This is a genomic window from Streptomyces sp. NPDC002845 (genome assembly GCF_053591955.1).
Window position 1 is genome coordinate 12,866 of the sequence record NZ_JBSFUU010000080.1, and the last position, 25,455, is coordinate 38,320.

A 25,455-nucleotide genomic window follows, 5' to 3' on the forward strand; every position below is an offset into this window, starting at 1 on the left:
ATAGCGAGCAGCACGGGGTTGGGATCAGAGCATGCCGACCGGGGTGTCATCGTTGACTTATGTCATCGTTGACACTGCCTGGCGAGGATGATGGACTCCGCCGCCCGGAAACGTCAATGCCTTGTACCCGTCACGAATCGGCAACACCCGCGGCCGCTACCCACCCGTAGCCGTCCGGCAGTTGGGCCACGACGCGTCCGGCCTGTCCGTACGTCCGTCAGAGAAGAACAGCCCATGAGCCCGCGTCAGATCACCGTCCTGGGGGAGCGCGTCGCGGACGTGTTCGCCGAACCCGCGGACAGCTCGAACGAACTCGCCGTGCGTACTGCCGGGCGGCGGGCCTGCGAATAGGGCGGTGGCCCTGGCCCGCCTCGGCACCCCGGCCCGCTTCCTCGCGCGGTTGTCCGGCGACGTGTTCGGCCGCCTGTTCCGCGCGCACCTGGAGGCGTCGGGGGTGGACCTGTCGTACGCCGTCGCGGCCGCGGAGCCCAGCACGTCGGCCGTGGCGGAGCTGGACGACCAGGGGCAGGCGGCGCTCTCTTTCCCTGCGCAGAACACGGCCGACTGGCAGCGGACGGCCGAGGAGCCGGCGTGGGTGGACCTGTCCGAGGCCGCCTGCGTGCACACGGAATCCCTGGCCCTGGTCCGGAAGCCCGGCGCGGCGGTGGTGGAGGACTTCCTGGCGGCGGCCGCCCCCACGCGACCATCAGCATCGACCCCCATGTCCGGCCGTTGCTGGTGCATCCCGAGGTCCACCGTGCCCGGCTGGCGCACTGGTGCGCCCTCGCCGATGTGCTCCGGCTGAGCGAGGACGACCTGGAACTCCTGCTGCCGGGCACCCCGCCCGAGCGCGCGTGCGACATCTGGCACGCGGCCGGGCGCGGCTCGTCGTGATCAGGCGCGGTGCCGACGGCGCCCTGGCCTCCCTCGGCGGCGAACGGATCCTGGTGCCCGCCGTGCCGACGAGCGTCGCCGACACAGTCGGGGCGGGGGACTCCGTCATCGCCGGGCTGCTGCACCACCTCGGCGCCCGCGGGCTCCTCGGGGGCCGACTGATGGGACTCCGCCTCCACGACATCGTGGAAGCCTGCCGGTTCGCCGTCCGGGTTGCGGCTCTGACCTGCTCTGTTGCCGGGCCCAACCCGCCGTGGCAGAGCCGGCTGGCACAGCTCGCCACGGACGATCGCGCATGACCGGCAGGCGAGCCGCATAGGAGTGCGTCGCGGCCGAACTGTTGACGCATTGGCCGGATTGCCCCCATCATCGGGCCACTTGATGTCATCGATGACACCAGTCAACGATGACACCCCTTGCCGACGCCGTGGACGTCGGCGTCGGCAGGGCGGTCACTTTTTCGGCCGGTTCCGCGCCGGGCAGCAGGCTTCGCTGCGCGGACGGCCGCGGCACAGGAGATCCCATGAGCTCTGGACGTGTATCCCGGCATGCCCGTACACGGATGATCGCGGCGGTGGCGACCGTCTGCGCCCTGTCCGCAGCCCCGTTGGCCCCCCAGGCCGTCGCTGCCGACACCCCGCCGTACTCCGAGACCTACCGACCCCAGTTCCACTTCACCCCGGAGAAGAACTGGATGAACGACCCCAACGGCCTCGTGTACTACAAAGGCGAGTACCACCTCTTCTACCAGTACAACCCGAACGGCAACTCCTGGGGCGACATGTCCTGGGGCCATGCGGTGAGCAAGGACCTCGTGCACTGGAAGGAACTGCCGCTCGCCCTGTCGCACGACGACGAGGAGATGGTGTTCTCCGGCAGCGCGGTCGTCGACTGGAACAACACCACCGGGTTCGGCACGAAGGAGAACCCACCCATGGTCGCGGTCTACACCAGCTACGCCAAGGACACGGGCATACAGGCCCAGTCGCTCGCCTACAGCACCGACCGCGGCCGCACCTGGACCAAGTACCAGGGCAATCCCGTCATCGACATCGGCTCCAGAGAGTTCCGTGACCCCAAGGTCCAGTGGTACGAGCCGACCAAGAGCTGGCTGATGACGGTGTCGCTGTCCACCGAGCACAAGGTGCAGTTCTACTCGTCCAAGAACCTCAAGGACTGGGAGCTGCAGAGTGAGTTCGGGCCGCAGGGCGCGACGGGCGGCGTGTGGGAGTGCCCCGACCTGTTCCCCCTCGCGGTCGACGGGGACGAGAACAACATCAAGTGGGTCCTGGTCGTCAACATCAACCCCGGCGGCATCGCGGGCGGTTCGGCCGCCCAGTACTTCATCGGCGACTTCGACGGCAAGAAGTTCACCGCCGAGGACAAGGGCACCTACACCCCGCCCACCGGCACGGTGATGCAGGACTTCGAGGGCACCGACTTCGGTACGTGGACGACCACAGGCACCGCGTTCGGCGACGGACCGTCGGCCGGGGCGCTGGCCGGGCAGGGGACCGTCGACGGCTTCGACGGCAAGGGCCTCGCCAACAGCTTCCACTCGGGCGACGGCACCACCGGCACCCTCACCTCACCCGAATTCACCGTTGACAGCCCCTACCTGAACTTCAAGGTCGGCGGCGGACGACACCCGCACGAGCCCGGAACCGTCATGGAGCAGGGACCGCCGCCGACCGAGGGCACGGTCCTCGCCGACTTCGAAGGCGGCAGCTACGGCGACTGGACGACGACCGGCGACGCCTTCGGCTCGGCACCGGCCACCGGCACCCTCCCCAACCAGCAGGAAGTCTCCGGATTCCTGGGCGACGGCCTGGTCAACACCTACCTGAACGGCGACTCCACCACCGGCACCCTCACCTCGCCCGAGTTCACCATCGACAAGAACCACATCAACTTCCTCATCGGCGGCGGCAACCACCCCGCCGGCTCCGCCAACCCCACCACCCTCGAACTCGTCGTCGACGGCGAAGTGGTGCGCAGCGCCACCGGAAAGGACGCCGAGGCGCTCAACTGGGCTTCCTGGGACGTCGGCGACCTCGCAGGCAAGAAGGCACGGATCAGGATCGTCGACGACAACACCGGCGGCTGGGGCCACCTCAACGTCGACCACATCATGCTGTCCGACACCAAGGCCCAGCCCGTCTCCCAGGAGACGTCCGTCAACCTGATCGTCGACGGCCAGGTCGTCCGCAGCGCCACCGGCGCCAACAGCGAGACCCTGGACTGGGCCTCCTTCGACCTGCGTCCCTACGCCGGCAAGAAGGCACGTATCCAGATCGTCGACATGAACACCGCCGGCTGGGGCCACATCCTGGCCGACCGGTTCACCGCCGCCGACACCGCCGCCAAGTCCGTCGTGCAGCGCGCCGACTGGGCCGACTACGGCAAGGACTACTACGCGGCGGTGTCCTGGGAGAACGCACCGGGCGGCAAGCGGTACATGATCGGCTGGATGAACAACTGGGATTACAGCGGCGCCATCCCCACCTCCCCCTGGCGCGGCGCGCAAAGTGCCCCCCGGGAGATGGCCCTGCGCACGATCAACGGCCAAATCCGGCTGGCCAGCAAGCCGGTCAACAGCCTTACGTCCCTCCGACAGCAGCGCCCGGCGACGGCCGCCGGTGTCACCGTCAGGAGCACCACAAAGCCCCTGATCGGCCCTGCGGCCAAGGGCAAGGCACTCGACATCGAGGCCACCTTCTCCCTCAAGGACGCCGAACGCTTCGGCCTGAAGGTGCGCACCGGCGCCGGAGGCGAGGAGACCGTCATCGGCTACGACACCACGACACAGGAGCTGTACGTCGACCGCACCCGCTCCGGCGCCGTGGACTTCAACAGCACCTTCCCCGGCGTCCAGCGGGCCCCGCTGCAGGCGAAGAACGGCAAGGTGAAGCTGCGGATCCTCGTCGACTGGTCGTCCGTCGAGGTCTTCGGCGGCAGCGGCGAAGCGGTGATCACCGACCAGATCTTCCCCGACCCCGCCAGCCAGGGAGTGGAGGTCTTCGCCGAGAACGGCTCGGTGAAGCTGGACCGGGCCCGCGTCTGGCACCTCGGCTCCTACCGCGACTGATCCTCAACCACGCCTGACCACGGAGGACGCCATACCGTGAACAAGACCCTGCTCGCCGAGTTCACCGCCCGTGAGGGTGCGGAGGACGAGGTCGCACGCCTGCTGCTGGACTACGCCCAGAAGGTGCGCGAGGAAGACGGCAACCTCGCCTTCGACGTCTACACCAAGGTGTCCAACCCCCGCGCCTACTGGATCTTCGAGATGTACCGGGACGAGGATGCCTTCCAGACCCACCTGAAGGCCCCGTACGGCGGCCCGTTCAACACCGCCCTCGCCCCGCTGATCGAGGAGGACGCCTCGGTGCTGACCTTCCTCGATCCGGTGGCCTGACGATCCCTTGATCCCGGTGACCTGACGTCGGCCGGGCCCGCCACGCGGGCCCGGCCCTTGCCGCGCCGTGAGAACGTAACCGGACACCCCTGCAGGACAACACAGCGACCTGGCTCCCTGGAACATGGTTTCAACGGCACCGAGGTGGCGGGGATCATCGACTGGGACACCGCCGCACCCTCGAACCGGATCTGGGACCTGGCGTACGCGGCCTACCAGTTCGTTCCCTTCCACCCGCCGGACGGGCTTGAGCCCTTCGGCCGGCCCGAGGAGCCGGACCGGCGCAAGCGGCTGAAGCTGTTCACCGATGCGTACGGGCACGCCGTCACGCCCTCCGAGGTGCTCGACGCGGCGGTCATGCGCATCTACGGCACAGGAACCCATATCGCGCCGCGAGGTCGCCCGCAGGAACCCCGCCTTCGGGGTGCACGCGCGCTAAGGGCAGGCGGTCGGCTACTTCGCCGGCGCCGCGTTCGTTGCTGAACTGCGAGCGCGTTTGGCCTAGTTGGTGACCACCGGGTCAAGGGCGGACGGTGCCCGGTTTCCACCTCGGCCGACATTGCTTGGCCACGAGTTCGTAACGAGCCGTTGACAGGGGCGCCTCGCGGGGCGCAATCTCATCCCGCACTCACTTGCCAAAACGATTGGGCACGACATGGGCAGGCGGATCGGGATCAAGGACGTGGCGGCAGCCGCCGGCGTCTCGGTCACGACCGTCTCCCACATCCTCAACGAGGTCGAGGGCAAGCGCATCAACGCCGAAACCCGGCAGCGCGTTCTCGAAACGGCCCGGCGACTGGGGTACGCGCCCAACGGACTGGCGCGGGGGCTGCGGCTGAAGCGGTCGAACACGATCGGCTTCGTCAGCGACCAGATCGCCACCACGCCGCACGCAGGCCGGATCATCCTGGGAGCGCAGGAGGAGGCGGCCAAGCACGGCCTCCTGCTGCTCATGCTGAACACCGGCGGCGACCCGGAGTTGGAGCGCAAGGAGATCGACCTGCTGCTGCAGCGCCAGGTCGACGGCGTACTGTACGCGTCCATGTACCACCGGGTCGTGGAGGTGCCGGAGCGGCTGCGGTCGGTCCCCACGGTGCTGCTGGACGCCCGCTCGGACGACACCGGCGTGCCCTCGGTCGTACCGGACGAGGTCCTGGGCGGTCGGACGGCGGTGCGCGAGCTGGTCCGCCACGGCCACCGCCGGATCGGCTTCATCACCAACGTCGACGACATCCCGGCCACCCACGGACGCCTTGAGGGCTACCGGCGTGCTCTCGCCGAGGCGGACATCGCCGAGGACACCCGGCTGGTGGTGGCTGAGACCACCGACGCCGTCGGCGGGTATCGAGCGGCGCTCCGTCTGCTGCAGGCGGAGGAACGGCCCACCGCGCTGTTCTGCTTCGCCGACCGGATGGCGATGGGCGCCTACCGCGCCGCCGCCGAACTGGGGCTGTCGATCCCCGCCGACCTGTCGGTGATCGGGTTCGACAACCAGGAACTGATCTGTGACGGCTTGTTCCCCGGGCTGACCACCGTCGCCCTGCCGCACTACGAAATGGGGGCGCGGGCTGTCGCACAGCTGCTCGCGCTCACGGGTGCCCCCGGCCAGGAGCCTGGTCCGGCTGCTCAGGAAATGCTGCCCTGCCCACTGGTGGTACGGGCATCGGTCGCTTCGCCGCCCCGACTCTGACCCCGGAACGGCGAAGCGCCACCGATACAGGCGGCCGTCACTACCGGCCGCCGACACGGTCTGTCAGGACCGTGCCCAGTGAAATGGAGGAACCCAGTGGAATCGAGAACCAGGCGCCTCGCGGTGTCGAGCATAGCCGCCCTGACCGCGGCCGTGCTCGTGGCCGGCTGCGGCGGCAGCGGTAGCACCGGCTCGTCGGGCGCCGACGGCAACACACTGACCTTGTGGACGCACAACGCCGGCAACGATGCCGAGTACGACGTCGTGAAGCAGATCGTCAAGGACTTCAACGCCAGTCAGGGTACGTACAAGGTCAAGATCCAGGCGTTTCCGCAGGGTTCCTACAACGACTCGGTGGTGGCCGCGGCCGCCGCCAGGAAGCTGCCGTGCATCCTCGACGTCGACGGGCCCAACGTCCCGAACTGGGCCTGGGGTGGGTACCTCGCGCCGCTGGACCTGTCCAAGGGCAAGGTCGCAGTGGAGGACCAGCTGCCCAGTACGGTCGCCACGTACCAGGACAAGACCTACGCGTTCGGCTTCTACGACGTGGCCCTGACCCTGTACTCCCGCCAGTCGGTGCTGAAGAAGTACGACATCCGCATCCCCACCTTCGACAAGCCCTGGACCAAGGACGAGTTCATGGACGCGCTCGCCAAGATCAAGGCGAGTGGCGACTTCAAGAACACGCTGGACCTCGGCACGGGCGACCCCGGTGAGTGGTGGCCGTACGCCTACTCCCCGATACTGCAGAGCTTCGGCGGCGACCTGGTCGACCGCTCGACCTACGAGACCGCCGAGGGCACGCTGAACGGTGAGAAGGCCGTCGAGTGGGGTGAGTGGTTCCGCTCGCTGGTCACGAACGGTTACGCGCCGCAGAAGTCCAGCAAGAGCCCCGCCGACGACTTCCGCAACGGCAAGACCGCCATACAGTGGGACGGCAGCTGGTCCGCTCAGGCCAACACCGACAAGTTCGGCGGCGACCTGGCGATCCTCCCGCCGGTCGACTTCGGCGACGGACCGAAGATCGGCGGAGCCTCCTGGCAGTGGGGCATGAGTTCGAGCTGCTCCAACAAGGAAGGCGCTCAGGCTTACCTGAACTTCTCCCGGCAGACGAAGTACTTCGTGGACTTCGCCAAGGCCACCGGCACCATCGCCGCCACCGACGCGGCAGCGCAGCAGGTGAAGGGCTACGAAACGGGCGGTCAGTTCAACGTCTTCCTCCAGGCGGCGCAGGAGTTCGCGGTGGTCCGGCCCGTCACCCCGGCCTACCCCTACATCTCCACGGTGTTCTCCAAGACGGCTCGGGACATCCTGGCCGGCGCCGACGTCAAGGGCGCTCTCGACCAGGCCGTCAGCGAGATCGACAACAACCTGTCGACCAACAACTACTCCACCGGCAGCTGACCGCGTCCGCCCGTCCCGGCGGATGACGGCGATTCATCCTCCCCGCCTCCGCCGGGACACGTACCTGCCTGGATGTCCCATGGCCACCACACTGACCTCAACGTCCTCCCGACCTGATGCCGCCGATGCTCCGCCACCCGCCAGTCCGTCAACCGGTATGCGCGCACGGCGCAGAGAGAGCCTCGCCGCACTCGGCATGGTGAGCCCCGCCGTCTTCCTGCTGGTGATGTTCATCGTCATCCCCGTGGTGCTGGCCTTCGCGCTGGCGTTCACCAACGCCCGCCTGGTGTCCCCGAATCCGGCCCAGTTCACGGGCCTGCAGAACTTCCGCACCCTGCTGGACGACCCGCTGTTCTACAAGTCGCTGCGGAACACCTTCTACTTCGCCGTCGTCATCGTCCCGCTGCAGGGCGGCCTGGCGCTGGTGCTCGCCCTGCTCGTCAACGCCAAGGTCAAGGGCGTCAACTTCTTCCGCACCCTCTACTTCCTCCCGGTCGTCACCTCGATGGTCGTGGTCTCCATCCTGTGGACGCTGCTGTACCAGAAGACCGGGCTGGTCAACGAGATCATCTCCCGCCTCACCCTCGGCCATGTACAGGGACCGGACTGGCTGACCAACCCGTCCACGGCCATGCCCGCCATCATCGTCATGTCCGCCTGGCAGGGCGTCGGCTTCCACATGATCATCTGGCTGGCGGGACTGCAGACCATCCCGCAGGACCTGTACGAGGCGGCCGACATGGACGGGGCCACCCGCTGGATGCGCTTCCGGCACGTGACCTGGCCCGGCCTCAGCGCCACCCGCACCTTCGTACTCATCACCATCACCATCAACGCGTTCGCCCTGTTCACACAGGTCGCCGTGATGACGCAAGGCGGGCCACTCGACGCCACCAGCACGGTCGTCTACCAGGCCGTGCGGACCGGATTCAGCCAGCAGCAGACCGGATACGCGTCCGCGATCTCCCTCGTCTTCTTCGTTCTGGTGCTGGCCGTCTCCCTCGTCCAGCGCTTCCTCACCCGGGAGAAGGACTGACATGACCTCCGTATCCCCCGCTCCCGCACGTCCGGGCCGCCGTCGGAGGCCGTCGCCGCGCCGGATCGGACTGCAGGTGGCGCGCATCGTGCTCGCGCTGTTCTTCGCGTTCCCGATCGTCTTCATGCTGGTGTCGTCGTTCAAGCCCGACGAACAGATCTTCGGCGACCTGGACGGCATCAAGGCGTTCCTGCCGGTCGGCGCTCTGTCCCTGGACAACTACATCGGGGTCTTCGACCGGGTGCCCGCCACCCGTTTCCTGCTCAACTCCATCGGGATCTCTGTCATCACCGTGGCGCTGAGTATCTTCATCAACAGCCTCGCGGCGTTCGCCCTGTCCCGGATGCGTTGGCGCGGCAAGAAGATCGTCCTCATGGCCGTGATCGCCACGCTGATCGTGCCGTTCGAGACCTTCGCCCTGCCGATGGTCTGGTGGGTCAACAAACTGCCCTGGCTGCAACTGGAGGGCGGTCGGCTCGTCGTGACCGAAGGCTGGCTGGACACCTACCAGGTGCAGATCCTGCCGTTCGTCGGCAACGCCCTCTTCATCTTCCTGTTCCACCAGTACTTCCAGAGCATTCCCAAGGAACTCGACGAAGCGGCGGTCATCGACGGGGCGAGCTGGTTCGGCATCTACCGGCGCATCGTCATGCCGCTGTCCGGCCCGGCGATCGCCACGGTGGCCATCCTGGCCTTCCTGCCGATGTGGAACCAATACCTGTGGCCGCTGATGGTCGTCCAGAGCGAGGAGCTGCGGCCGGTCATGGTCGGCATCGACTACTTCTTCCAGCTCAACCCCTCCTGGGGCGAGATCATGGCCTACTCGTCGATGATCACCGTGCCGGTGCTCGCGCTGTTCGTGGCCTTCCAGCGGGCCTTCGTCAGCAGCATCGCCTCCAGCGGCGTCAAGGGCTGACCCCCCGGCCGGGCCCGCGCCCGCCCCCCACTTCTCCTGCTACCCCCTATGCCTCGCACATCCTTTGAAAGGTCCCGTGTGTCCACGCCGCCCGCCGACCCCCACCTGCCCGACGTGCACCTGCGCCCGCCGCGCAACTGGATCAACGACCCCAACGGGCTGGTCTTCCACGACGGCCACTACCACGTGTTCTTCCAGTACAACCCGCACGCCCCGCGCCACGCGAACGTCCACTGGGGCCACTTCCGCAGCCCCGACCTGATCACCTGGGAACAGCTCCCGGTCGCCCTCGCCCCCACCCCCGGCGGCGACGACGCTGACGGCTGCTATTCCGGCAACGCCATCTCCGTCGACGGCCGACTGCTGGCCTTCTACTCCGCCCACCGCACCGACCGCTGGTGGCAGCCGGTCACCACCGCCGAGTCGCACGACGGTGGTCACACCTGGGCCAAGCGGCCGGAGTTGCTCATCCCGGAGCCGCCCGCCGACACCACCATGTACCGGGACCCCTATGTCTGGCGGCAGGGCGGCCGCTGGCGGATGCTGGTCGGCTCGGCCCTCGCCGACGGCCGCGGTGCCGCACTGCTCTACGAGTCCGACGACCTGGAGAACTGGGCCTACGACGGCCACTTCCACACCAGCAGCCCCGCCGACATCACCGACCAGGTCGGCTGGGAATGCCCCCAGTACGCGACCTTCGGCGACCGCGGCGTCCTGATCGTCAGCGACTGGACCCATCAGGACGGACCCCGCCACGTGACGGTCCACACCGGCCACGAGGAACACGGCCGTTTCACCGCCACCGCACCCCCCGTACGACTGGATCACGGCCCCGACTTCTACGCCCCCGCCCTGCTCAAGGCCCCCGAGGAAGACCGGTGGCTGCTGTGGGGCTGGTCGTGGGAGGCCCGCGACGCGGAGTGGTCGAACGAGGCCGGCTGGGCAGGCGTCCTCACCCTCCCGCGCGAGCTGACGTTGGCTGACGACGGCACGGTCGCCCAGCGCCCCGCCCGCGAACTGCTCGCCCTGCGCGGGGGACGCGTCCTGCACCGCACAGGACATGTCACTCGATCCCGGCCGGTCGAACTGGGGGAGGTCAGCCGCACCTTCGACCTCACCGCGGTCCTGACCCCCGACCCCTCCGGCACGAGCGGGCTGCGCCTGGTCACCTCGGCCGACGGCACCGAACACCTCGACATCACCCTCGACCCCACATCCGGCCGACTCACCGTGGACCGCAGCCACGTATCACTGGATCCACGAGCACGAGCGGGCACGTATGCCATGCCTTACTCGACCCCCGACGCACCCGTCGAACTCCGCGTCATCGTCGATCGCTCGATCGCAGAGATCTATCTCGCCTCCGGCCAGGTACTCACCATCAGGTTCTACCCGACCGGCGACGAACCATGGCGACTGCAAACCCACACCACAGGCACCGGCCACACCGACTTCACCGTCGAAGCATGGAACCTGCACCCGAGCGGGACCCATCAAGAACCACTCCTGGCGCGCCAAGGGCAGGACATCTGACGCTCGCGCGCGCCCCGAGCGCGGCTGCTGCGTGGGGGGGAATAAGTCTGCTGCACCACAACGCCCAGCGGGAGCCCCTGTTCTCCGGACTTGGGCATGTCTCGTGAGACATTAAGCAGACCGAGGTCGGACGGGGCGTCAGCGTTGGCTTTGGGCTGGTGTTGGGCAGGGTGAGCGCGAACATGGGGACCCGCGTCGAGATGTGAAGCTACGACTTTCCGATGCACCTGCTTGCGTCCCTGGACCACAGTGCCAGCACCATCTCGGCCCTCCGCAATCCGCACACGGCTGTCGTCCCGCCCTCGGCACAGGCCCTGCAGGCCCAGCGGAAAGCCCCTGCGGACGGCGTGGTGATGGTGGACGGCACTCCGGTGTGCCGTCATTGCTCTGCTCCGGACCGCTCGGCGGCTCAGGCAGACGCCGGCTTCCGGATGCGCGGGTGGTTCTCCAGGGCCCACCGCACGGTCTTCGGCGGGCGCCCGAGCAGGGTTTCCAGCTGGTCGGTGACGCCGCGGTACCCTCCGCCGCCCATCAGCCGGGTCAGGGTCTTCAGGTGCTCCGCGATGTGCGGATACGCGGCCATGGCGCTGTCCACGTAGGTCTCGTTCCAGGCTTCGACCTCTTCGGGAACGTAAGTGACCTTGCGTCCCAGCGCGGCCCCGTAGTCCTCCGCGAACCCGTGCATGTCCTTCAGTTCCGGGCCGGTGAGGTCGTAGGACTTCGAGATGTGCGGAGCCGGGTCGGCCAGGATCTTCACGCACAGCTCCGCCACGTCGTAACCCGCGAGGGGCGCGAGCCGGTGGTGGCCGAAGGGCAGGCGCAGATCACCGTTGCTCAGCGGGCCCAGTGCCAGCCAGGTCAGGAGGGGGTTCTCGACGAACATGGCCGCCCGCACGTTGACGGTCGGGAGGCCGGACCAGTCCAGCACCTGCTCGGCGATCCAGTGGGCCCGTTGCTGTGGCGACCACTGCGTGATGAGTCCGCCGAGCCATGAGCGCCGTTCTTCCTCGGGCGCTGTCATCTTCTCGAACGTCATGAAGGACTGTTCGTACTCGGAGATGTTGACGAGGACCTCGATGTCGCCCTGGGCCCGCGCCGCCGCGGCCATCAGGCTGACGGCGTCGGTGTAGTACGGCGACAGGCTCATGCTGAAGTAGATGCGGCGGCAGCCCTTCAGCGCGGCGGTCACGTCGGCGATGTCGAGCAGGTCACCGACGAAGACCTCGGCCCCTGCCTGGCGGAGCGAGTGGGCGCGTTCGTCGTCCTGGCGCACGAACGCGCGCACCGGGTGCCCTTGTTCAAGCAGCATGTCGGCCATCGTTCGGCTCACACCACCGATTTCGCCGGCGGCACCGGTGATCAGGATGGGGTTGCGCTCTGGCATCAGTGTGTCCTCTGTCCGGTTGGGGCGAGTCAGGTGTTCAGAAAGCCCGGGAGGTAAGGGTCCCGGCCCCGCCGGAGCCGGTCGACGAAGGCGAAGTCGTTGCGCTCGACGGCTGCCTCCGTGTGAGCCTTTGCGTCAGCCGGCCAGCCGGTTGTACTTGCGGATCTGGGTGTAGAAGATCCGGGAGGGCACGATGCGGCGCAACGTGCTGATGCGGCCGGCCAGCGGGCCGGCGGTGTACCGCAGCTTCGGATTCCGATCCGTCGCTGCCGCCACGATCGCCTTGGCGACGGTGGCGGGGGCGTCGCCGTCCCTGACCGCCGTCGCGATCACCTGGTCGGCGATGCGGCGCTGCTTCTCGTAGACCTGCAGGGGCGTATCGGGCTGCGTGCTGTTCGCCTCGAACCCGGTGTTGGTCCCGCCGGGTTCGAGGAGGAGGACCCGCACGCCGTGTTCCCGAACCTCGTGGTCCAAGGACTCGGAGTACCCCTCGACCGCATGCTTGGACGCGGCATAGGCAGCCAGGTATGGCGCCGGGATGAGACCGAAGATCGACGAGAGGTTGATGATGCGTCCGCTTTCCCGGGCTCGCATGTGCGGCAGGACCTCCTTCACCGTGCGCATGACGCCGAAGACGTTGATGTCGAAGACGCCCTGGGCCTGTGCGACGGAGTTTTCCTCCGCCGCCCCCGTCAAGCCGATACCGGCGTTGTTGACCAGGACGTCAATCCGTCCGAACCGGTCGACCACCTGCTGGACCGCGGCGGTGACCGATTCGTCCCTGGCCACGTCGAGGTCAAGGAACGTCACGCCGTCGAGTGGTGTGACGCGCGAGGTGTCGCGGCTTGTGCCGACCACGTTGAAACCCGCTTCGACCAGTGCGAACGCGGTTGCCCTTCCGATGCCGGATGACGCACCCGTCACGAGTGCCACTGGCCGAGTTTGCGTCATCACAGGCTCCCGAAGTCATTGCGAAACCGATCGGTTTCCCTCTCGTCGTGAACCGATCGGTTTTCGTGTGCAAGCTCAGGCAGGGAAACTGATCCGGGTGCGGCGTCACCGGCTGCCTTCAGGTCGATCCGTCACCGGAAGGTCGGTGCGTTCGGCCGCCGTCGGGGCGGGTGCGTCCGCGCGAGGCGCTGCGCCGTACGGTGCGGGAGCTTCGCGGCGCCTGCGGGATCTCGGGGACGGCCGGGCGGAGCCCTGTCATGAGGCGCAGCAACCCGGCTCCATGTCATGGCTGTCGGCATCCCGTGGTGTTGGGCAATGGGCATGTAGGCCCGCGCTTTTCAGGCGGCTTGCCGCCTGAAGGGAACCTGACTGCTCCTTGACCGCGGCGAAGCCATGCGACATCACCACGGTGGGGGCGGGGCCGCTGACGTTCGGCGGGTGGAACACCCATCCGCGCAACTGGACGTCGCCGACGGGGAAGGTGATGTCTTCTCGTGGCATCCGATTACTCCTTGCAGGGTCGGGACGGGGTCAGCGGCGGGCGAGTCGGCCGAGGCGGCGGTGCGCCGAGTCCGCGGAGGCGGGGCGGCCGTGGCCGAACAGCAGGCGGTCGGGCCCCTGCGCCAGCACGGTGTGCAGGCTGGTGTCGAGCTGGGCGGTGTCCTGGGCGAAGAACGGCGCGTTCGGGCGGTTGCTGCGCAGCATTCCGCCGGCCAGCAGGTCGCCGACCAGGGCGTCGCGGCCGGGCCGGTGGAGCAGGCTGACGGAGCCCGGGGTGTGGCCGGGGGTGTGCAGCACGGTCAGCGGCGCGCCGTGCTCGTCCAGGGTGGTGCCGTGCTCCAGGACGATGTCCGGGGCGAACGCCGGGAAGGTCGGGCGCATGGTCCGGCGCAGCAGGTGCCCGAACGGGCGCAGCACGTCGTAGAAGTCGCTGCGGCCGTTGGCGGCCCAGTCCACCTCGTTGGCGTGCACGGCCACCGGCACGCCCAGCCGCTGGCGCAGCTCCGCGGCGCCGCCGGCGTGGTCGGGGTGGCAGTGGGTGAGGACGATCACGGATATCTCGCCGGGCTCGACCCCGGCGTGTGCCAGGCGGCGCAGCAGCCGCCCCTCGTGTCCGGCCGGTCCGGTGTCCACCAGCACGGTCCGCTCGCCGCGGACGGCGTATGCGGTGGACTGGAGCAGGTCGACGGTGACCAGGTTCTCCGGGCCCGATGTCTGTCGGCGCCCCCTCATGACCGGCCTGCCCGGGGGGCGGCGGCGCGCGTGGCACCGTGTGCGGCTGAGGGTGAGGTGAGGTGCATGGCGAGGTACTCCTGGATGCGGGCGGAATGAGGCGGTCCGGCGTAGCCGATGTGCCGGTCGGGCCGGATCAGGTAGGCGGTGGGACCGCGTCCGTACAGCGCCGCGGCGTTGCGGCCGCGGTCGAGCAGCACCGGCAGCTCCGACTGGACGGCCGTGTTCGCGGTGTCCCAGGCCGTGGTCAGCAGCCGCTCGGCGAGCATGCCGGGCCAGCGGCGTTCGAGCACGGCGGCCAGGTCGTGGACCGGCGGCAGCAGCCCGCGGCCGGTGCGGTGATCCCCGGTGAGCAGCAGGGTGTGCCGGTCGTTCGGCAGCATGTCGTGCAGGCGGACGGGGCGGTTGCCGACGCCGTCGAACAGCACCGGGTCGGGCAGCCGGTCCCCGGCACGGAGGTGGCGTGTGCGGCCGCGGACCGCGGGGGACGTCCGGTAGCTGTGGGTGAGCTGCGACAGGCGGCGCGCCATGGTGCGGCGGACGGGCGGGGTGGCCTGGAGCACCTTCATGACCGTGTCGCGCACGTGTCGTCGGGGGTCCCGGCGCAGGAGCATGGCCTGGGCGCCGAGGTGGGTGAAGGCGACGACCCGCTCGGCCACGTGGTGCCGTTCGGCCTGGTAGCTGCCGAGCAGGCTTTCCGGGGCGGTTCCGTTGATCACCGCGGCCAGTTTCCAGCCGAGGTTGACCGCGTCGCCGACGCCGAGGTTCAGGCCCTGGCCCCCGAAGGGGGTGTGGACGTGGCCGGCGTCGCCGGCCAGGAACACGCGGCCCTGGCGGTAGCCGACGGCCTGCCGGTGGGCGAGGCTGAAGGTCCAGAACTCGTCGACCGAGTGGATAGCGCCCTCGATCCCGGTACGCGCCATGGCCTGCTGGGCGTCGGCGAGATCGGGCTCGATCGGATTGCCGTCGCTGTCGTGGCGCTGCGTGTAGGCCAGACGGTAGCGTCGCTCGCCGGGCAGCGGGAACACGCCGTAGATGCCTTCCTTGTCGCTACTGAAGGTCATCTCGTTGCGGGGCAGCGGCCAGTCGACGACCGCGTCGCACAGCACCCAGTCGTCGGCGTAGGCCGCGCCGACGAAGTCCTTTCCGATCAGTGACCGCACGGTGCTCTTGGCACCGTCGCAGCCGATCAGCCAGTCCGCCGAGATGGTCTCGGTCGCGCCGTCGGCCGTGCTGACCGTGGCAAGCACGCCGTCGGCGGTCTCTTCGATTCCGGTGCAGGCGGTGTGGCGCTCGACCTGCACGCCCGTGTCGGCGAGCCGGTCGATGAGGATGTGCTCGGTGCGGGCCTGCGGGAGGTCCACCATGTGCGGGTAGGCGGTGTCGGCCAGCGTACGGAAGTCCACGGCGATCCGGTCCCGGTAGCCGGTGCGCAGCACGAGGACATCGACCCGCTGCCCTTCGGCCGTGATCCGGTCGGCCACGCCGAGGTCGCGGAAGTGTTCCAGGGTGCGGGCGTGCAGGGCCGCGGACTTGGTGAGCTCCAGTACCCCGGCGTGCTTGTCGATGATGCGGCACGCGATCCCGTGGCGTCGGAGCTGGACGGCCAGGACGAGTCCGGTCGGTCCCGCCCCGACGATCAGCACCTGAGTGCGCGGCATGGCAGCTGCCTCCTTCTGTTCTTCGTCGAGCTAAAAAAATCGAGTGCTCGCTCTTTTTTATCCATGAGAAGTGCCCCAGGCGTCAAGAGCGAGCACTCGTTTTATATAGGCTGGGGGGCATGCCCAGGGTCAGCCCCGAATACCTCGCCGCCCGCCGCCGGCACATACTGGCCGCGGCGGCCACGCGCTTCGTCCGTGACGGCTTCCACCAGACGTCGATCCAGGACGTCATCGACGAAGCCGAGCTGTCACCCGGTGCGGTGTACCGGTACTTCCGCAGCAAGGACGACATCATCGTCGCCATCTCGCTGGAGGCGGTCGGCGTGGTGCAGGCGGTCGTCCGGGACGCGTTGCGCACCCACCGGCCGCTCGCCGAACTCGTGGCCGAGCTGCCGCTGGCGATCGCGGAGCTCGACCACGCCGACGACCGTATGCGGCTGGCCGTGCAGGCGTGGGGCGAGGCGCTGCGCAACCCCGCTCTGGCCGAGGCCATTCAGGACGGGGTTGCCGGGGTGCGGTCGGCCCTGCGAGAGCGCATTCTCATGGGGCAGCAGGGCGGCGACGTCGCCGCCCGGGTCGACCCCGACGCGGCGGCTCACGCCCTGCTCTCCCTGATCCAGGGCTTCATCCTGCAGCGAGCCTGGAACCCGGACCTGTCCGCCGAGGTCTACGGCAGCGGGGCAGGCGACGTCGTCGCCGGGCTGCTCGCGACCTGATCCGCCAGGAAGTCGGTGACCAGACCGTAGGGGACCTCCATCTGCTCCACCTGCGGATCGTGCCCGCAGTCGGGCGCGATCTCGACCGGCTGCCCGGGATACGGCGGCGGAACTCCTCGGCGCACACCGGCGGGATGAGGGTGTCCTCCGCGCCCCAGACGATCAGCGTGGGCGCAGTGATGCGGTGCAGCCCGGTCGGGGAGGGGGCGGCACAGCTTGGCGGTGGCTCTGCCCGGCCGGCCTGACGACGTGCTGTGCTCAACTTGAACTCGTGGTGTCCGGCGTCTGGTGACGTCTTCTGATCGTCGCAGTACGACGTCCTCACGCGCTGTACGCAAGGGGCTGTTTTCGAACCTTGGTTGGGACAACATCACTGTCGCGGCAGCCGAGAGGTCTGGTCAGCGTTGCTCTTCCCTGGCCGTGACACGGGACTTGCATGACCAATGACTGAAGTCTTTCGTGCGTTCCCATACAGTGCGCCCACGCTGGATGCTCCATTCGGAGTTCAAGGCGGTCACCGGGTCGGCACGGAGCTCCAGCAGTTCCAAGTCGGAGAACTGGAACAGGCCCAGGGGCATTGCAGGAACGTGAGTCGTCCGGTTTGCGGCTCTCGTGTGTGACGTGGCGTCATGACCGGTTCATGGGAGGATGGTTCGGGCAGCAGAACAGGCACGGTGCCGGTGATCATGTGGTTGTCGAGACCCATGAGAACCGAGCGAGACCGTGCCTGCGCGAATGTCATCGCCCATCCCTTCAGGGCCGAAGCAACTGCCCCTCCAGAACACCCTCATCACCCCGGAGCAGGCAGCTGAGCTGCGTCTCTTCCTTGGTCGGGTGCCCGATCCCCGTGGCAGGAAGGGCGGCGGTATCCCGCGGCCGCGCTGTTGTGCGCGGCCGTCGCGGCGGTACTGACCGGTGCCCGCTCGCTCATCGCGATCAGCGAATCGATCACCGACGCCCCGCAGCACGTCCTGGGCGTCCTCGGCTTCTCGGCCGACCCGCTCACCGGGATCAGGCCGACGCCGCACGCAGCCACCGTCCGCCGCCTGCTCCAACGCGTCGACGGCGATTGCGTTGGACGCGGCAGTCAGCGCATATCTGCAAGCCCGAACGCCGCACCCGGAACAGGAGCCCGGGCTGTCAACGCTGCGGGCGATCGCGGTCGACGGCAAGACAGTGCGCGGCTCGCGAACCCGCACTGCCGCGGCAATCCAGCTGCTGGCCGCGACGGACGACCACGGCGTGGTCCCGGCCCAACGGCAGATCACCTCCAAGAGCAACGAAATCCCCTCCTTCCAGCCTCTGCTGGACACCATCGACCTGGCGAACACGGTGCTGACCACCGACGCCCTGCACACCCGGCACGGCCACGGCGCCTACCTCACCGGACGCGGCGCCCACCACATCGCCATCGTCAAGAAGAACCACCCCGGCCTGTATGCACAGCTCAGAAAACTGCCGTGGAAAGACATCCCGCCAGACCACCGCACCCGCGACCGGGCCCACCACCGCGACGAGATCCGCCGGCTCAAGGTCGCCGCGTTCCGCCACCTCGACCATCCCGGCGCCCGCCAGGCCATCCAGTCCGTCCGCCGACGCCGCGACCGCGGCACTGGAAAGCTGACCATCGAACGCATCCACCTGATCACCAGCCTGGATGTCTTCGACGCCACCCCGGCCGAACTCGCCACCTGGATCAGAGGCCACTGGGGCATCGAAAACCTCCTGCACCACGTGCGAGACCGCACCTTCCGCGAGGATGACTCCGAAGTCCGCACCGGCAACCTGCCCCGCACCATGGCCAGCCTGCGCAACCCCGCCATCAGCCTCTTCCGCCAGAACTGCGCGGGGTTGAGGCCCCCGGACCTGGGCAAGGACACCGGCCGCGCGCCGGACGCCCGGTCCGCGGGCCTCCTCACCACCGAGGAGGCCCGCGGACCCGTAGCCGCCGGAGGGCTGCCCCGGCATCTTCCTGAGGGATGCCGGGGCAGCCCGCACGCTGTCCGCATGGCTGGGGTCCAGCCGTCAGCGGCCTGAAACGTCCGTGGCCACGGCGGTACTCCCCTCGGTGGGGCCGCTCTGCCGACGGTGGTCCGCATCCCACGTTCCGAGGTCGATGACCTGCTCGTCGGGGAACAGGGCGCACGTGTGTCGTTCCGCGACGAACACGCTGAGCGGTCTGGTGCCGAGAACGGACGCCGCCACGGACGCGCCCACGATGCGGGTGACGTCGCACACGGCGCCGATGCGGAAGAGCGACTGCGAATCGGCGGTGACCTCGTCACCTCCGGCCCGCAGCACGATGCGCTGCTGCGGGGCGACGGCCCGGGTCGTTACCGCCACAGCGATGTTCTCCAGGCCGTCGGAGCCCACCGCCGCCAGGGCCCGGGCCCGCTGGACGCACAGGCGGTTCAGGAGGAACCGGTCTCCGCCGCGGCCGAGGACGACGGGGATGCCGAGGGAACGCGCCAGGGGGACGCAGCCGGCCTGGGGGTTGCGTTCCACGGCGACGACCCTGACGCCGAGATCGCGCAGTTGGGCGGAGAGGCGCAGTCCCACTTGTCCCAGGCCGACGACGATGACGTGGCCATGCCTTGGGATGGAACGGGCTCCCAGAATGCTGGTCATGCGCCGCCCGGTGAGTTGGTCGACGAGGCCGGCGGTGAACAGGGCCGCGAGGGCCAGCACTGCCAGCATGGAGAGGGCGGAGAGGACCTTGTACCAGGCCGGGCCGTGTTCTGCCGCGGGTGAGGATCCGATCGTGGTGAGGGTACGTGCCGAGTTCCACAGGGCGTCGTACCAGTGCTCGTGGAGGACCAGGACACCGAGCAGTACGTCCAGGGCAAGGGCCAGCAGGAGCCCGGTGAAGCTGGCGACGAGAGCCTTGGCGGAGGTGCCGAGGGAGCGGAACCAGGTGGTGATGCCGGTGCGCGGCCGGGGCCTGGATGTGGTGGCGAGGGCCCGCCGGGACAGGTGTTCGACGGTTGTGGGGTGGTCCTGTCGCAGTACGCCGATGATGCCGGAGCCGGTGGACTGGAGTATGGCGTACCGCGGGTTGAGGGAGCTGGCCAGGAGACTGGGCACGATCGTGTCGGTGATGCTGAGCACGCTGCAGTTCGGGACGGTACGGGAGACCTCGTCGGCGACGGTGCGGTCGAAGAGGGTGACCACCAGGCGGATGCCGGGCTTGAGGTGCTCGGTGAGCAGGGTGTAGCGCAGTGCGACGATGTCGTCGCGGGACACCACGGCGATGCCGTCGACAGGTTGCTGGAGCCGGCGGTGCAGGGTGTCGTCGTCCGGGCGGTTCAGACGGTGAACTGTGCTGCCCCAGCGGCTGATGCACTCTGCGGCTTCCCGGCCCAGGGCTTCGTCGTCCTCGACGATCACTATGTGCTGCCCCGTCGTGGGGCAGTGGAGTGGTGCCTCGCCGCTGGATGTCCGGGCGCTCAATCTTCGGCCTTTCAGGAGACGAACGGTGTGCCGGCCGTACGCGGGGCACGGACGATCTCGTCGACCGCCGGGCCGGCGGGAAGCCATGCCGGAGAACCCGGCGGCGATGTCCATGTCCGGTCGGCACAGGGGGGCGGGAGCGCAGGGGATCGCCCGGCGCGCAGAAGCGCATGTGCTCACAACGTATGAGCGAGACTTCCGCTGCACCATGGACAGATGCCACACGACCGGGGCTGCTGATTGGGACAGATGCTCAATCGCCGACGGGTACGGGGTCCGCTCGACGCCGGCACCCAAGGTGACGAAGAGGGCCCTTCTGCTGACGGCGCACGCGCTGACGGTGCCGGCGCGCCCGAGTCCGCGAGCTCGGATTGCCGGTCCTCCTGGAAGCCGCAGGTGTGAGTGGGGAGCCTGGGGCTGCATGGGTGCCCTTGCCCGGTCCGGATCCGGGCGAGGAGGCTCGCGTTCCTCCTGCGTGGGTGAGGCGTGCGCACAGAGGAAGCTGACGTTCTGGGCGAGGGCGAGGCGGCTGGAGTAGTTGATGGTGTTGGTGGCGGGGTGCATATAGGCGCGCCAGGCGTCGGAGCCGGACTCGCGGCCGCCGCCGGTCTCCTTCTCACCGCCGAAGGCGCCGCCGATCTCCGCTCCGGAGGTGCCGATGTTGACGTTGGCGATGCCACAGTCGGAGCCCTCGGAGGAGAGGAAGAGCTCGGCCTCCTGCTGGTCGCGGGTGAAGATGCTGGAGGACAGGCCCTGGGTGATCCGCACCCGACGCTGCACCGGCCCGGACAACCGGCGCAACTACAGCGGGAGCAAGTCCCACGGCCTGCTGTTCCTCGGCATCACCGACACCCGCAGCCGGACGCGCCCCGGTCGAGCACGGCTTCGCGCACCTGAAGGTGCCTGGCGCATCCTGACCAGGCTCCGCCTTCACGCCGGGCACTCCACCACCGTTCTGCGGGCCCTCCTCGTCCTCACGAACCTCGAGATCGCCCGCTGACAGATGATCTACACCGGGCAGCCGACCACGGCCAAGAGTCATCACAGGCAGCCCCGCGATCAGCAACCTCAGGGTGAAACGGGCTCAGTGCGGCGAGTTCGCCCTTCTGCGCGGCAGCGCGGAAGCGTTCAGCAGCCTCCATGGCCCTCCCCATACTCAAGGATATGACTAGTCATATCCTTGAGTATGGTGCAGTGGCGGACGAGGAAGGGGCTGCTTCGATGGCCTTGCGGCATGCGGTGCTGGCGGCGCTGCTGGACGGCGAGTACAGCGGATACCAGCTGGCGAAGGCGTTCGACGTCGGCGTCGCGAACTTCTGGCACGCCCTGCCGCAACAGCTGTACGCCGAGCTGACCAAGCTGGAGAAGGAAGGGCTGGTCGCGGGTCGGCAGGTGGTCCAGGAGACCCGGCCCAACAAACGTCTGTTCCGGGTCACGGACGCCGGTCGCGCCGAGCTGGAGAAGTTCGCCGCAGCCGTATCGAAGCCCTCGTTCATCCGCGACGATCTGCTCGTCAAGGTTCAGGTCGCCGACCGCATCGGCACGGCGCCGGTGATCGAACAGCTCGAAGAGCGAGCGTCTGCGGCCGAGGCCAAGATCGAGCTTCTCGGCAAGCTGCTGCGGCAACTGCGCGGCGATGCGGACGAGGAGGAGTTCCTCCGCCGGGGCGAGCGGATCGGGCCGTACCTGACCTGCCTGCGCGGCCTGGCCTTTGAGCAGGAGCACCGGGACTGGTGCCTGCGGATCGCAGCCGTCCTCAAGGAAAGGCAGTCGACTCATGCCGAACGGTGAATATTTGCGCTACGTCGCCCTGGGCGACAGTCAGACCGAAGGGCTCGGCGACGGGGACGACGCCGTCGGCCTACGGGGCTTTGCCGACCGGCTCGCCGAGCACCTCGCGGCCGTCAACCCGGGGCTTCGGTACGCCAACCTTGCCGTACGAGGCCGTGTCGCCGGCCAGGTCCGCACTGAACAGCTGGGGCCCGCCCTGGCCCTGCGGCCCGACCTGGCCACCGTCGTCACCGGGGTCAACGACCTGCTCCGGCCCCGGTTCGACGCCGCAGAGGTGGCCGGGCACCTGGAAGAGATGTTCGCCGCGCTCACGGCAGCCGGAGCCCACGTGGTGACGTTGACCTTTCCCGACGTAGGGAAGATCGTGCCCCTTGCCCGGCCGATCAGGTCCCGCGTGTTCGACCTCAATACCCGCATCCGCGCTGCGGCCGCCCGTCACAGGGTCGTGGTCGCCGAAACCGGCCGACAGGCCGTCGCCACCGATCCACGGCTGTGGAGTGCGGACCGACTCCACGCCAGCCCCCTCGGCCACGAACGGATCGCCGCAGCCGTCGCCCAAGCCATCCACCTGCCCGGAAGCGACGACGCCTGGACGCTCCCCCTGCCGCCGCAGAGGGTTCCCACGGGCTGGCAAGCCGCAGGAGCCGAACTGCGCTGGGCGGCCGCATTCCTCGGCCCCTGGCTCGGACGCCGTGCGCGCGGTCAGTCCTCCGGCGACGGCCGCACCGCGAAACGCCCCCAGCTCCTGCCCCTGAGTGCCACGCCCGACTCCGCGGCGGACACCGGTCAACGGGAATCTTCGTAGGGACAGCATCGGCCCCGGGCGGTTTCCTCTCGAACGGCCCGGCGCTGTGCAGTACGCCGGAGTGGGCACGTTCACACGTACCCGGCTGGGCATTTCCGCCGCGAGTACGCGGACAGCTGGTCCCGCTCGACATGGTGCGGAGAAGGGAAACGCCACCAGCGGTGCAGATCGAAGGCATGGCTGAGGACGCTGCCCGCATCGTGGCCGCGTACCAGGAAGTCCCGCAGGAAGCGCCGGATCGGCTCCACCGGGCAGCCTTGGGGATCCAGGACCACGTACGACCACAAACGGGTTCACATCGTCGGCAGGCACGACGCGCGCTCCCAGCGAGCAGGACGAATCGATCGGAGATCCTTGTGGATCTCACCGGATGAAGACATGCGGCCCCTCCCTCCGACAGCTGCATGTCTCGTTCCGGAACAACCAGCAACTCGGCTCCCGACACACTGAGTTGCTCTCCCGTGGTCCGGTCAACATGGTCGAGACCCATGAGGAACCGAGCGGGACCGTGCCTGCCCGAGCATCATCCCCCATACCAGCGGCCCTGGAGCAACTGGCGTCCCAGGCCGCGCGGATGCCTCTGAGGACGCTGCCGGCCTCTGCCGATTCCTGTGTGTCGTGACAGAACCGTGTGACGGGCGGGGCGGCGGTACCCGGCGGTCGCCCTCATGCCGCGGCAGCTGATCCGGTGCTGGCAGGTGCCTGCTTGCTCATCGCGATCGGTGAGTGTCGACGGCGCCCCGCACCACGTCCTGGGCGCATGCGGCTTCACCGCGGACCCGCTCACCGGACAGCGGACCGCACCGCATGCCGCCACCGTCCCCCATCTGCTGCAATGTGTCGACGGTGACGCGCTGGATGCGGCGATCAGCGCGTACCTGCAGGCCGGGATGCCACCGCTCCCACAGGAGCCGCGGGCCGGGCGGCCGGTACTGCGGGCGGTCGCAGTGGACGGCAAGACGGTACGCGGCTTGCGTACCGCCACCGCTACCACCGCGGCCGTCCAACTGCTGTCCGCGATGAGCCACAGCGGCGTGGTCATCGCCCAGCGGCAGATCTCTTCCAAGGCAACGAAATCCCCGCCTTCCAGCCCCTGCTGGACGCCAGGCCTGACCAACACCGTGATCACGACCGACGCCCTGCACACCCAGCACCGCCACGGCACTCATTACCGGCTCTTCGTAGATGAGCCTGGGTGAGCCGCTCTTCGGGAAGCCGAACCGTCGCAGACGGGTCGCCTTCACTGTGCACTTCAGCGGGCGGGTCTCTTGAGACACCACGCCTTCAGCGCGACTGTCGTCGCCGCTGAGTTTCCCCGTCGGCAACGCGTCGTGCGGCTGGTCTCGACCCGTCTGCTCACTGTGAGGCGACCGCTCCGGCCACGAGGTCGCGCCAAGTGCCGCGGGAAATTCCGAGCGCGGCCCGTCAGCGGCACCGGCGGGCGTTGAGCCGGGCGGCCTGGCGGGTCAGGTGGTCGCGCTCGGCGAGGTTGGGTGCCTTGTGGGCCGCCTCGGCGTACAGCCGTGCCGCCGTCTCCAGGTCGCCGTCGCGCTCGTGGAGGTACGCCGCCACCGCGGCGTGGCGGGGCAGTGAGTCGTCCAGCTCCGCGAGCGCCGCCAGGCCGGCGCGCGGTCCGTCGGCCTCGCCGACGGCCACCGCGCGGTTGAGCCGGACGACCGGGCTGTCAGGCGCGCGAGCTCGTCGTACCACTCGACGATCTGCACCCAGTCGGTCTCCTCGGCGGTGGGCGCGTCGGCGTGGAGTGCCGCGATGGCGGCCTGGGCCTGGAACTCGCCCAGCCGGTCGCGGGCGAGGGCCGCCTGCAGGATCTCGACGCCCTCGGCGATCGACCCCGTGTCCCACCGGCCGCGGTCCTGCTCGGCGAGCGGAACCAGGCTGCCGTCGGGCGCGGTCCGGGCGGCGCGCCGGGCGTGGTGGAGCAGCATGAGGGCGAGCAGCCCCGCCACCTCGGGGTGGTCGATCACGGCCGCGAGCTGCCGGGTGAGCCGGATGGCCTCGGAGGCGAGGTCGACGTCACCGGAGTAGCCCTCGTTGAAGACCAGGTAGAGGACGCGCAGCACGGTGGCGACGTCGCCGGGCCGGTCGAACCGCACGCCGGAGACGGTGCGCTTGGCCCGGCTGATGCGCTGCGCCATGGTCGCCTCGGGCACCAGGTAGGCCTGCGCGATCTGGCGGGTGGTCAGCCCGCCGACCGCGCGCAGCGTGAGGGCGACCGCGGACGACGGCGTCAGCGACGGGTGGGCGCACAGGAAGTACAGCTGGAGCGTGTCGTCCACCCCGGGCGCGGGCCCGGGCGCCGGCTCCTCGTCGACGAGGTCCTCACGCCGGCGGCGGGCGGCGTCCGCGCGGGTCGCGTCGAGGAACTTGCGCCAGGCCACGGTGACCAGCCAGCCCTTCGCATCCCGCGGCGGGTCGGCCGGCCAGACGCGGACCGCCTCGACCAGCGCGTCCTGCACGGCGTCCTCGGCCGCCGCGAAGTCGGCTCCGCGGCGGACGAGGATGGCGAGCACGCTCGGGGTGAGGCTCCGGAGGAAGACCTCGTTCACGTCAGT

General features: G+C 69.1%; 22 protein-coding genes and 4 pseudogenes. 17 read left to right on the forward strand and 9 right to left on the reverse strand.

Annotation, left to right across the window (positions count from 1 at the left end):
• Positions 1–316: 316 nt before the first annotated feature.
• The 10 genes and pseudogenes from ACWD3C_RS38525 to ACWD3C_RS38570 form a co-directional block, all read left to right on the forward strand.
• Positions 317–805: pseudogene (locus tag ACWD3C_RS38525) on the forward strand (PfkB family carbohydrate kinase); the annotation flags it as partial.
• Between the two features lie 85 nt (positions 806–890).
• Positions 891–1,193, forward strand: a complete 303-nt coding sequence (locus ACWD3C_RS38530) for a PfkB family carbohydrate kinase (RefSeq protein ID WP_451151630.1) — start codon at positions 891–893, stop codon at positions 1,191–1,193.
• A gap of 224 nt (positions 1,194–1,417) precedes the next feature.
• Positions 1,418–3,982, forward strand: a complete 2,565-nt coding sequence (locus tag ACWD3C_RS38535; protein ID WP_451151632.1) for a GH32 C-terminal domain-containing protein — start codon at positions 1,418–1,420, stop codon at positions 3,980–3,982.
• Between the two features lie 36 nt (positions 3,983–4,018).
• Complete coding sequence (locus tag ACWD3C_RS38540) at positions 4,019–4,312, forward strand: putative quinol monooxygenase (RefSeq protein WP_451151634.1); 294 nt, start codon at positions 4,019–4,021, stop codon at positions 4,310–4,312.
• Positions 4,313–4,456: 144 nt separating this feature from the next.
• Positions 4,457–4,795, forward strand: coding sequence for a hypothetical protein (locus ACWD3C_RS38545; protein ID WP_451151636.1), 339 nt, complete (start codon positions 4,457–4,459; stop codon positions 4,793–4,795).
• Positions 4,796–4,967: 172 nt separating this feature from the next.
• Positions 4,968–6,002, forward strand: a complete 1,035-nt coding sequence (locus ACWD3C_RS38550) for a LacI family DNA-binding transcriptional regulator (RefSeq protein WP_451151638.1) — start codon at positions 4,968–4,970, stop codon at positions 6,000–6,002.
• Positions 6,003–6,125: 123 nt separating this feature from the next.
• Positions 6,126–7,406 carry an extracellular solute-binding protein gene (locus ACWD3C_RS38555; RefSeq protein WP_451151640.1) on the forward strand — a complete coding sequence of 427 codons (1,281 nt, stop codon included), beginning with the start codon at positions 6,126–6,128 and terminating at the stop codon, positions 7,404–7,406.
• 157 nt (positions 7,407–7,563) lie between these two features.
• Positions 7,564–8,442 (forward strand): carbohydrate ABC transporter permease, encoded by an 879-nt coding sequence (locus ACWD3C_RS38560; protein WP_451151642.1) that lies wholly within the window; start codon positions 7,564–7,566, stop codon positions 8,440–8,442.
• 1 nt (position 8,443) lies between these two features.
• Positions 8,444–9,358 (forward strand): carbohydrate ABC transporter permease, encoded by a 915-nt coding sequence (locus ACWD3C_RS38565; protein ID WP_451151644.1) that lies wholly within the window; start codon positions 8,444–8,446, stop codon positions 9,356–9,358.
• Between the two features lie 78 nt (positions 9,359–9,436).
• The gene (locus ACWD3C_RS38570) at positions 9,437–10,891 is read left to right on the forward strand and encodes a glycoside hydrolase family 32 protein (protein ID WP_451151646.1); all 1,455 of its coding nucleotides are present in this window, start codon (positions 9,437–9,439) and stop codon (positions 10,889–10,891) included.
• Between the two features lie 409 nt (positions 10,892–11,300).
• On the opposite strand, the gene ACWD3C_RS38575 is transcribed toward ACWD3C_RS38570, so the two are convergent.
• The 5 genes from ACWD3C_RS38575 to ACWD3C_RS38595 form a co-directional block, all read right to left on the reverse strand.
• Positions 11,301–12,275 carry an NmrA family NAD(P)-binding protein gene (locus ACWD3C_RS38575; protein ID WP_451151648.1) on the reverse strand — a complete coding sequence of 325 codons (975 nt, stop codon included), beginning with the start codon at positions 12,273–12,275 and terminating at the stop codon, positions 11,301–11,303.
• A 135-nt stretch (positions 12,276–12,410) separates the two neighbouring features.
• Entirely contained in the window at positions 12,411–13,226 is an 816-nt protein-coding gene (locus tag ACWD3C_RS38580; RefSeq protein WP_451151650.1) for an oxidoreductase, read from the reverse strand.
• A gap of 255 nt (positions 13,227–13,481) precedes the next feature.
• Positions 13,482–13,727 (reverse strand): hypothetical protein, encoded by a 246-nt coding sequence (locus ACWD3C_RS38585; protein WP_451151652.1) that lies wholly within the window; start codon positions 13,725–13,727, stop codon positions 13,482–13,484.
• A gap of 30 nt (positions 13,728–13,757) precedes the next feature.
• Positions 13,758–14,459, reverse strand: coding sequence for an MBL fold metallo-hydrolase (locus ACWD3C_RS38590; protein ID WP_451151654.1), 702 nt, complete (start codon positions 14,457–14,459; stop codon positions 13,758–13,760).
• A complete protein-coding gene (locus ACWD3C_RS38595; RefSeq protein WP_451151656.1) occupies positions 14,456–16,120 on the reverse strand; it encodes an FAD-dependent monooxygenase in 1,665 nt (554 codons plus the stop codon). Before ACWD3C_RS38595 ends, ACWD3C_RS38590 begins: the two co-directional genes overlap by 4 nt.
• A gap of 119 nt (positions 16,121–16,239) precedes the next feature.
• Here ACWD3C_RS38595 and ACWD3C_RS38600 point away from each other — a divergent pair, with 119 nt between their 5' ends.
• The 3 genes and pseudogenes from ACWD3C_RS38600 (at position 16,240) to ACWD3C_RS38610 (ending at position 18,873) form a co-directional block, all read left to right on the forward strand.
• Positions 16,240–16,836 (forward strand): TetR/AcrR family transcriptional regulator, encoded by a 597-nt coding sequence (locus ACWD3C_RS38600; protein WP_451151658.1) that lies wholly within the window; start codon positions 16,240–16,242, stop codon positions 16,834–16,836.
• Positions 16,837–17,720: 884 nt separating this feature from the next.
• Positions 17,721–17,846: pseudogene (locus ACWD3C_RS38605) on the forward strand (ISAs1 family transposase); the annotation flags it as partial.
• Positions 17,847–17,910: 64 nt separating this feature from the next.
• Complete coding sequence (locus tag ACWD3C_RS38610) at positions 17,911–18,873, forward strand: ISAs1 family transposase (RefSeq protein WP_451151660.1); 963 nt, start codon at positions 17,911–17,913, stop codon at positions 18,871–18,873.
• Here the strand turns inward: ACWD3C_RS38610 and ACWD3C_RS38615 are convergent.
• Complete coding sequence (locus tag ACWD3C_RS38615; RefSeq protein ID WP_451151685.1) at positions 18,862–20,709, reverse strand: NAD(P)-binding protein; 1,848 nt, start codon at positions 20,707–20,709, stop codon at positions 18,862–18,864. The genes ACWD3C_RS38610 and ACWD3C_RS38615 overlap by 12 nt on opposite strands.
• Positions 20,710–20,781: 72 nt before the next feature.
• Positions 20,782–21,048 (reverse strand): annotated as a pseudogene (locus ACWD3C_RS38620) (aldehyde dehydrogenase family protein); the annotation flags it as partial.
• Between ACWD3C_RS38620 and ACWD3C_RS38625 the strand changes: the two are divergent.
• The 3 genes from ACWD3C_RS38625 to ACWD3C_RS38635 all read left to right on the forward strand — a co-directional run bounded on the left by ACWD3C_RS38625 (position 21,044) and on the right by ACWD3C_RS38635 (position 22,882).
• Entirely contained in the window at positions 21,044–21,286 is a 243-nt protein-coding gene (locus ACWD3C_RS38625; RefSeq protein WP_451151662.1) for a hypothetical protein, read from the forward strand. The pseudogene ACWD3C_RS38620 and the gene ACWD3C_RS38625 overlap by 5 nt on opposite strands.
• A 221-nt stretch (positions 21,287–21,507) precedes the next feature.
• Complete coding sequence (locus ACWD3C_RS38630; RefSeq protein WP_451151687.1) at positions 21,508–22,077, forward strand: PadR family transcriptional regulator; 570 nt, start codon at positions 21,508–21,510, stop codon at positions 22,075–22,077.
• Positions 22,064–22,882: an SGNH/GDSL hydrolase family protein gene (locus ACWD3C_RS38635; RefSeq protein WP_451151664.1), complete on the forward strand. Its 819-nt coding sequence runs from the start codon at positions 22,064–22,066 to the stop codon at positions 22,880–22,882. Before ACWD3C_RS38630 ends, ACWD3C_RS38635 begins: the two co-directional genes overlap by 14 nt.
• 71 nt (positions 22,883–22,953) lie before the next feature.
• Here ACWD3C_RS38635 and ACWD3C_RS38640 read toward each other — a convergent pair whose 3' ends face one another.
• Positions 22,954–23,130 carry a hypothetical protein gene (locus tag ACWD3C_RS38640; RefSeq protein ID WP_451151666.1) on the reverse strand — a complete coding sequence of 59 codons (177 nt, stop codon included), beginning with the start codon at positions 23,128–23,130 and terminating at the stop codon, positions 22,954–22,956.
• A 474-nt stretch (positions 23,131–23,604) separates the two neighbouring features.
• On the opposite strand from ACWD3C_RS38640, the gene ACWD3C_RS38645 reads away from it, so the two are divergent.
• Positions 23,605–24,081, forward strand: coding sequence for a hypothetical protein (locus tag ACWD3C_RS38645; RefSeq protein ID WP_451151668.1), 477 nt, complete (start codon positions 23,605–23,607; stop codon positions 24,079–24,081).
• A 226-nt stretch (positions 24,082–24,307) separates the two neighbouring features.
• On the opposite strand, the pseudogene ACWD3C_RS38650 reads toward ACWD3C_RS38645, so the two are convergent.
• Positions 24,308–25,449: pseudogene (locus tag ACWD3C_RS38650) on the reverse strand (RNA polymerase sigma factor).
• Positions 25,450–25,455: the final 6 nt, after the last annotated feature.

Bases quoted from the DNA above. Each gene is read 5' to 3' on its own strand.
- ACWD3C_RS38560 (WP_451151642.1), top strand. From the start codon at position 7,564: ATGCGCGCACGGCGCAGAGAGAGCCTCGCCGCACTCGGCATGGTGAGC.
- ACWD3C_RS38550 (WP_451151638.1), top strand. From the start codon at position 4,968: ATGGGCAGGCGGATCGGGATCAAGGACGTGGCGGCAGCCGCCGGCGTC.
- ACWD3C_RS38630 (WP_451151687.1), top strand. From the start codon at position 21,508: ATGGCCTTGCGGCATGCGGTGCTGGCGGCGCTGCTGGACGGCGAGTAC.
- ACWD3C_RS38600 (WP_451151658.1), top strand. From the start codon at position 16,240: ATGCCCAGGGTCAGCCCCGAATACCTCGCCGCCCGCCGCCGGCACATA.
- ACWD3C_RS38585 (WP_451151652.1), bottom strand. From the start codon at position 13,727: ATGCCACGAGAAGACATCACCTTCCCCGTCGGCGACGTCCAGTTGCGC.
- ACWD3C_RS38535 (WP_451151632.1), top strand. From the start codon at position 1,418: ATGAGCTCTGGACGTGTATCCCGGCATGCCCGTACACGGATGATCGCG.
- ACWD3C_RS38580 (WP_451151650.1), bottom strand. From the start codon at position 13,226: ATGACGCAAACTCGGCCAGTGGCACTCGTGACGGGTGCGTCATCCGGC.
- ACWD3C_RS38565 (WP_451151644.1), top strand. From the start codon at position 8,444: ATGACCTCCGTATCCCCCGCTCCCGCACGTCCGGGCCGCCGTCGGAGG.
- ACWD3C_RS38615 (WP_451151685.1), bottom strand. From the start codon at position 20,709: ATGCAGCCCCAGGCTCCCCACTCACACCTGCGGCTTCCAGGAGGACCG.
- ACWD3C_RS38590 (WP_451151654.1), bottom strand. From the start codon at position 14,459: ATGAGGGGGCGCCGACAGACATCGGGCCCGGAGAACCTGGTCACCGTC.
- ACWD3C_RS38575 (WP_451151648.1), bottom strand. From the start codon at position 12,275: ATGCCAGAGCGCAACCCCATCCTGATCACCGGTGCCGCCGGCGAAATC.
- ACWD3C_RS38635 (WP_451151664.1), top strand. From the start codon at position 22,064: ATGCCGAACGGTGAATATTTGCGCTACGTCGCCCTGGGCGACAGTCAG.
- ACWD3C_RS38595 (WP_451151656.1), bottom strand. From the start codon at position 16,120: ATGCCGCGCACTCAGGTGCTGATCGTCGGGGCGGGACCGACCGGACTC.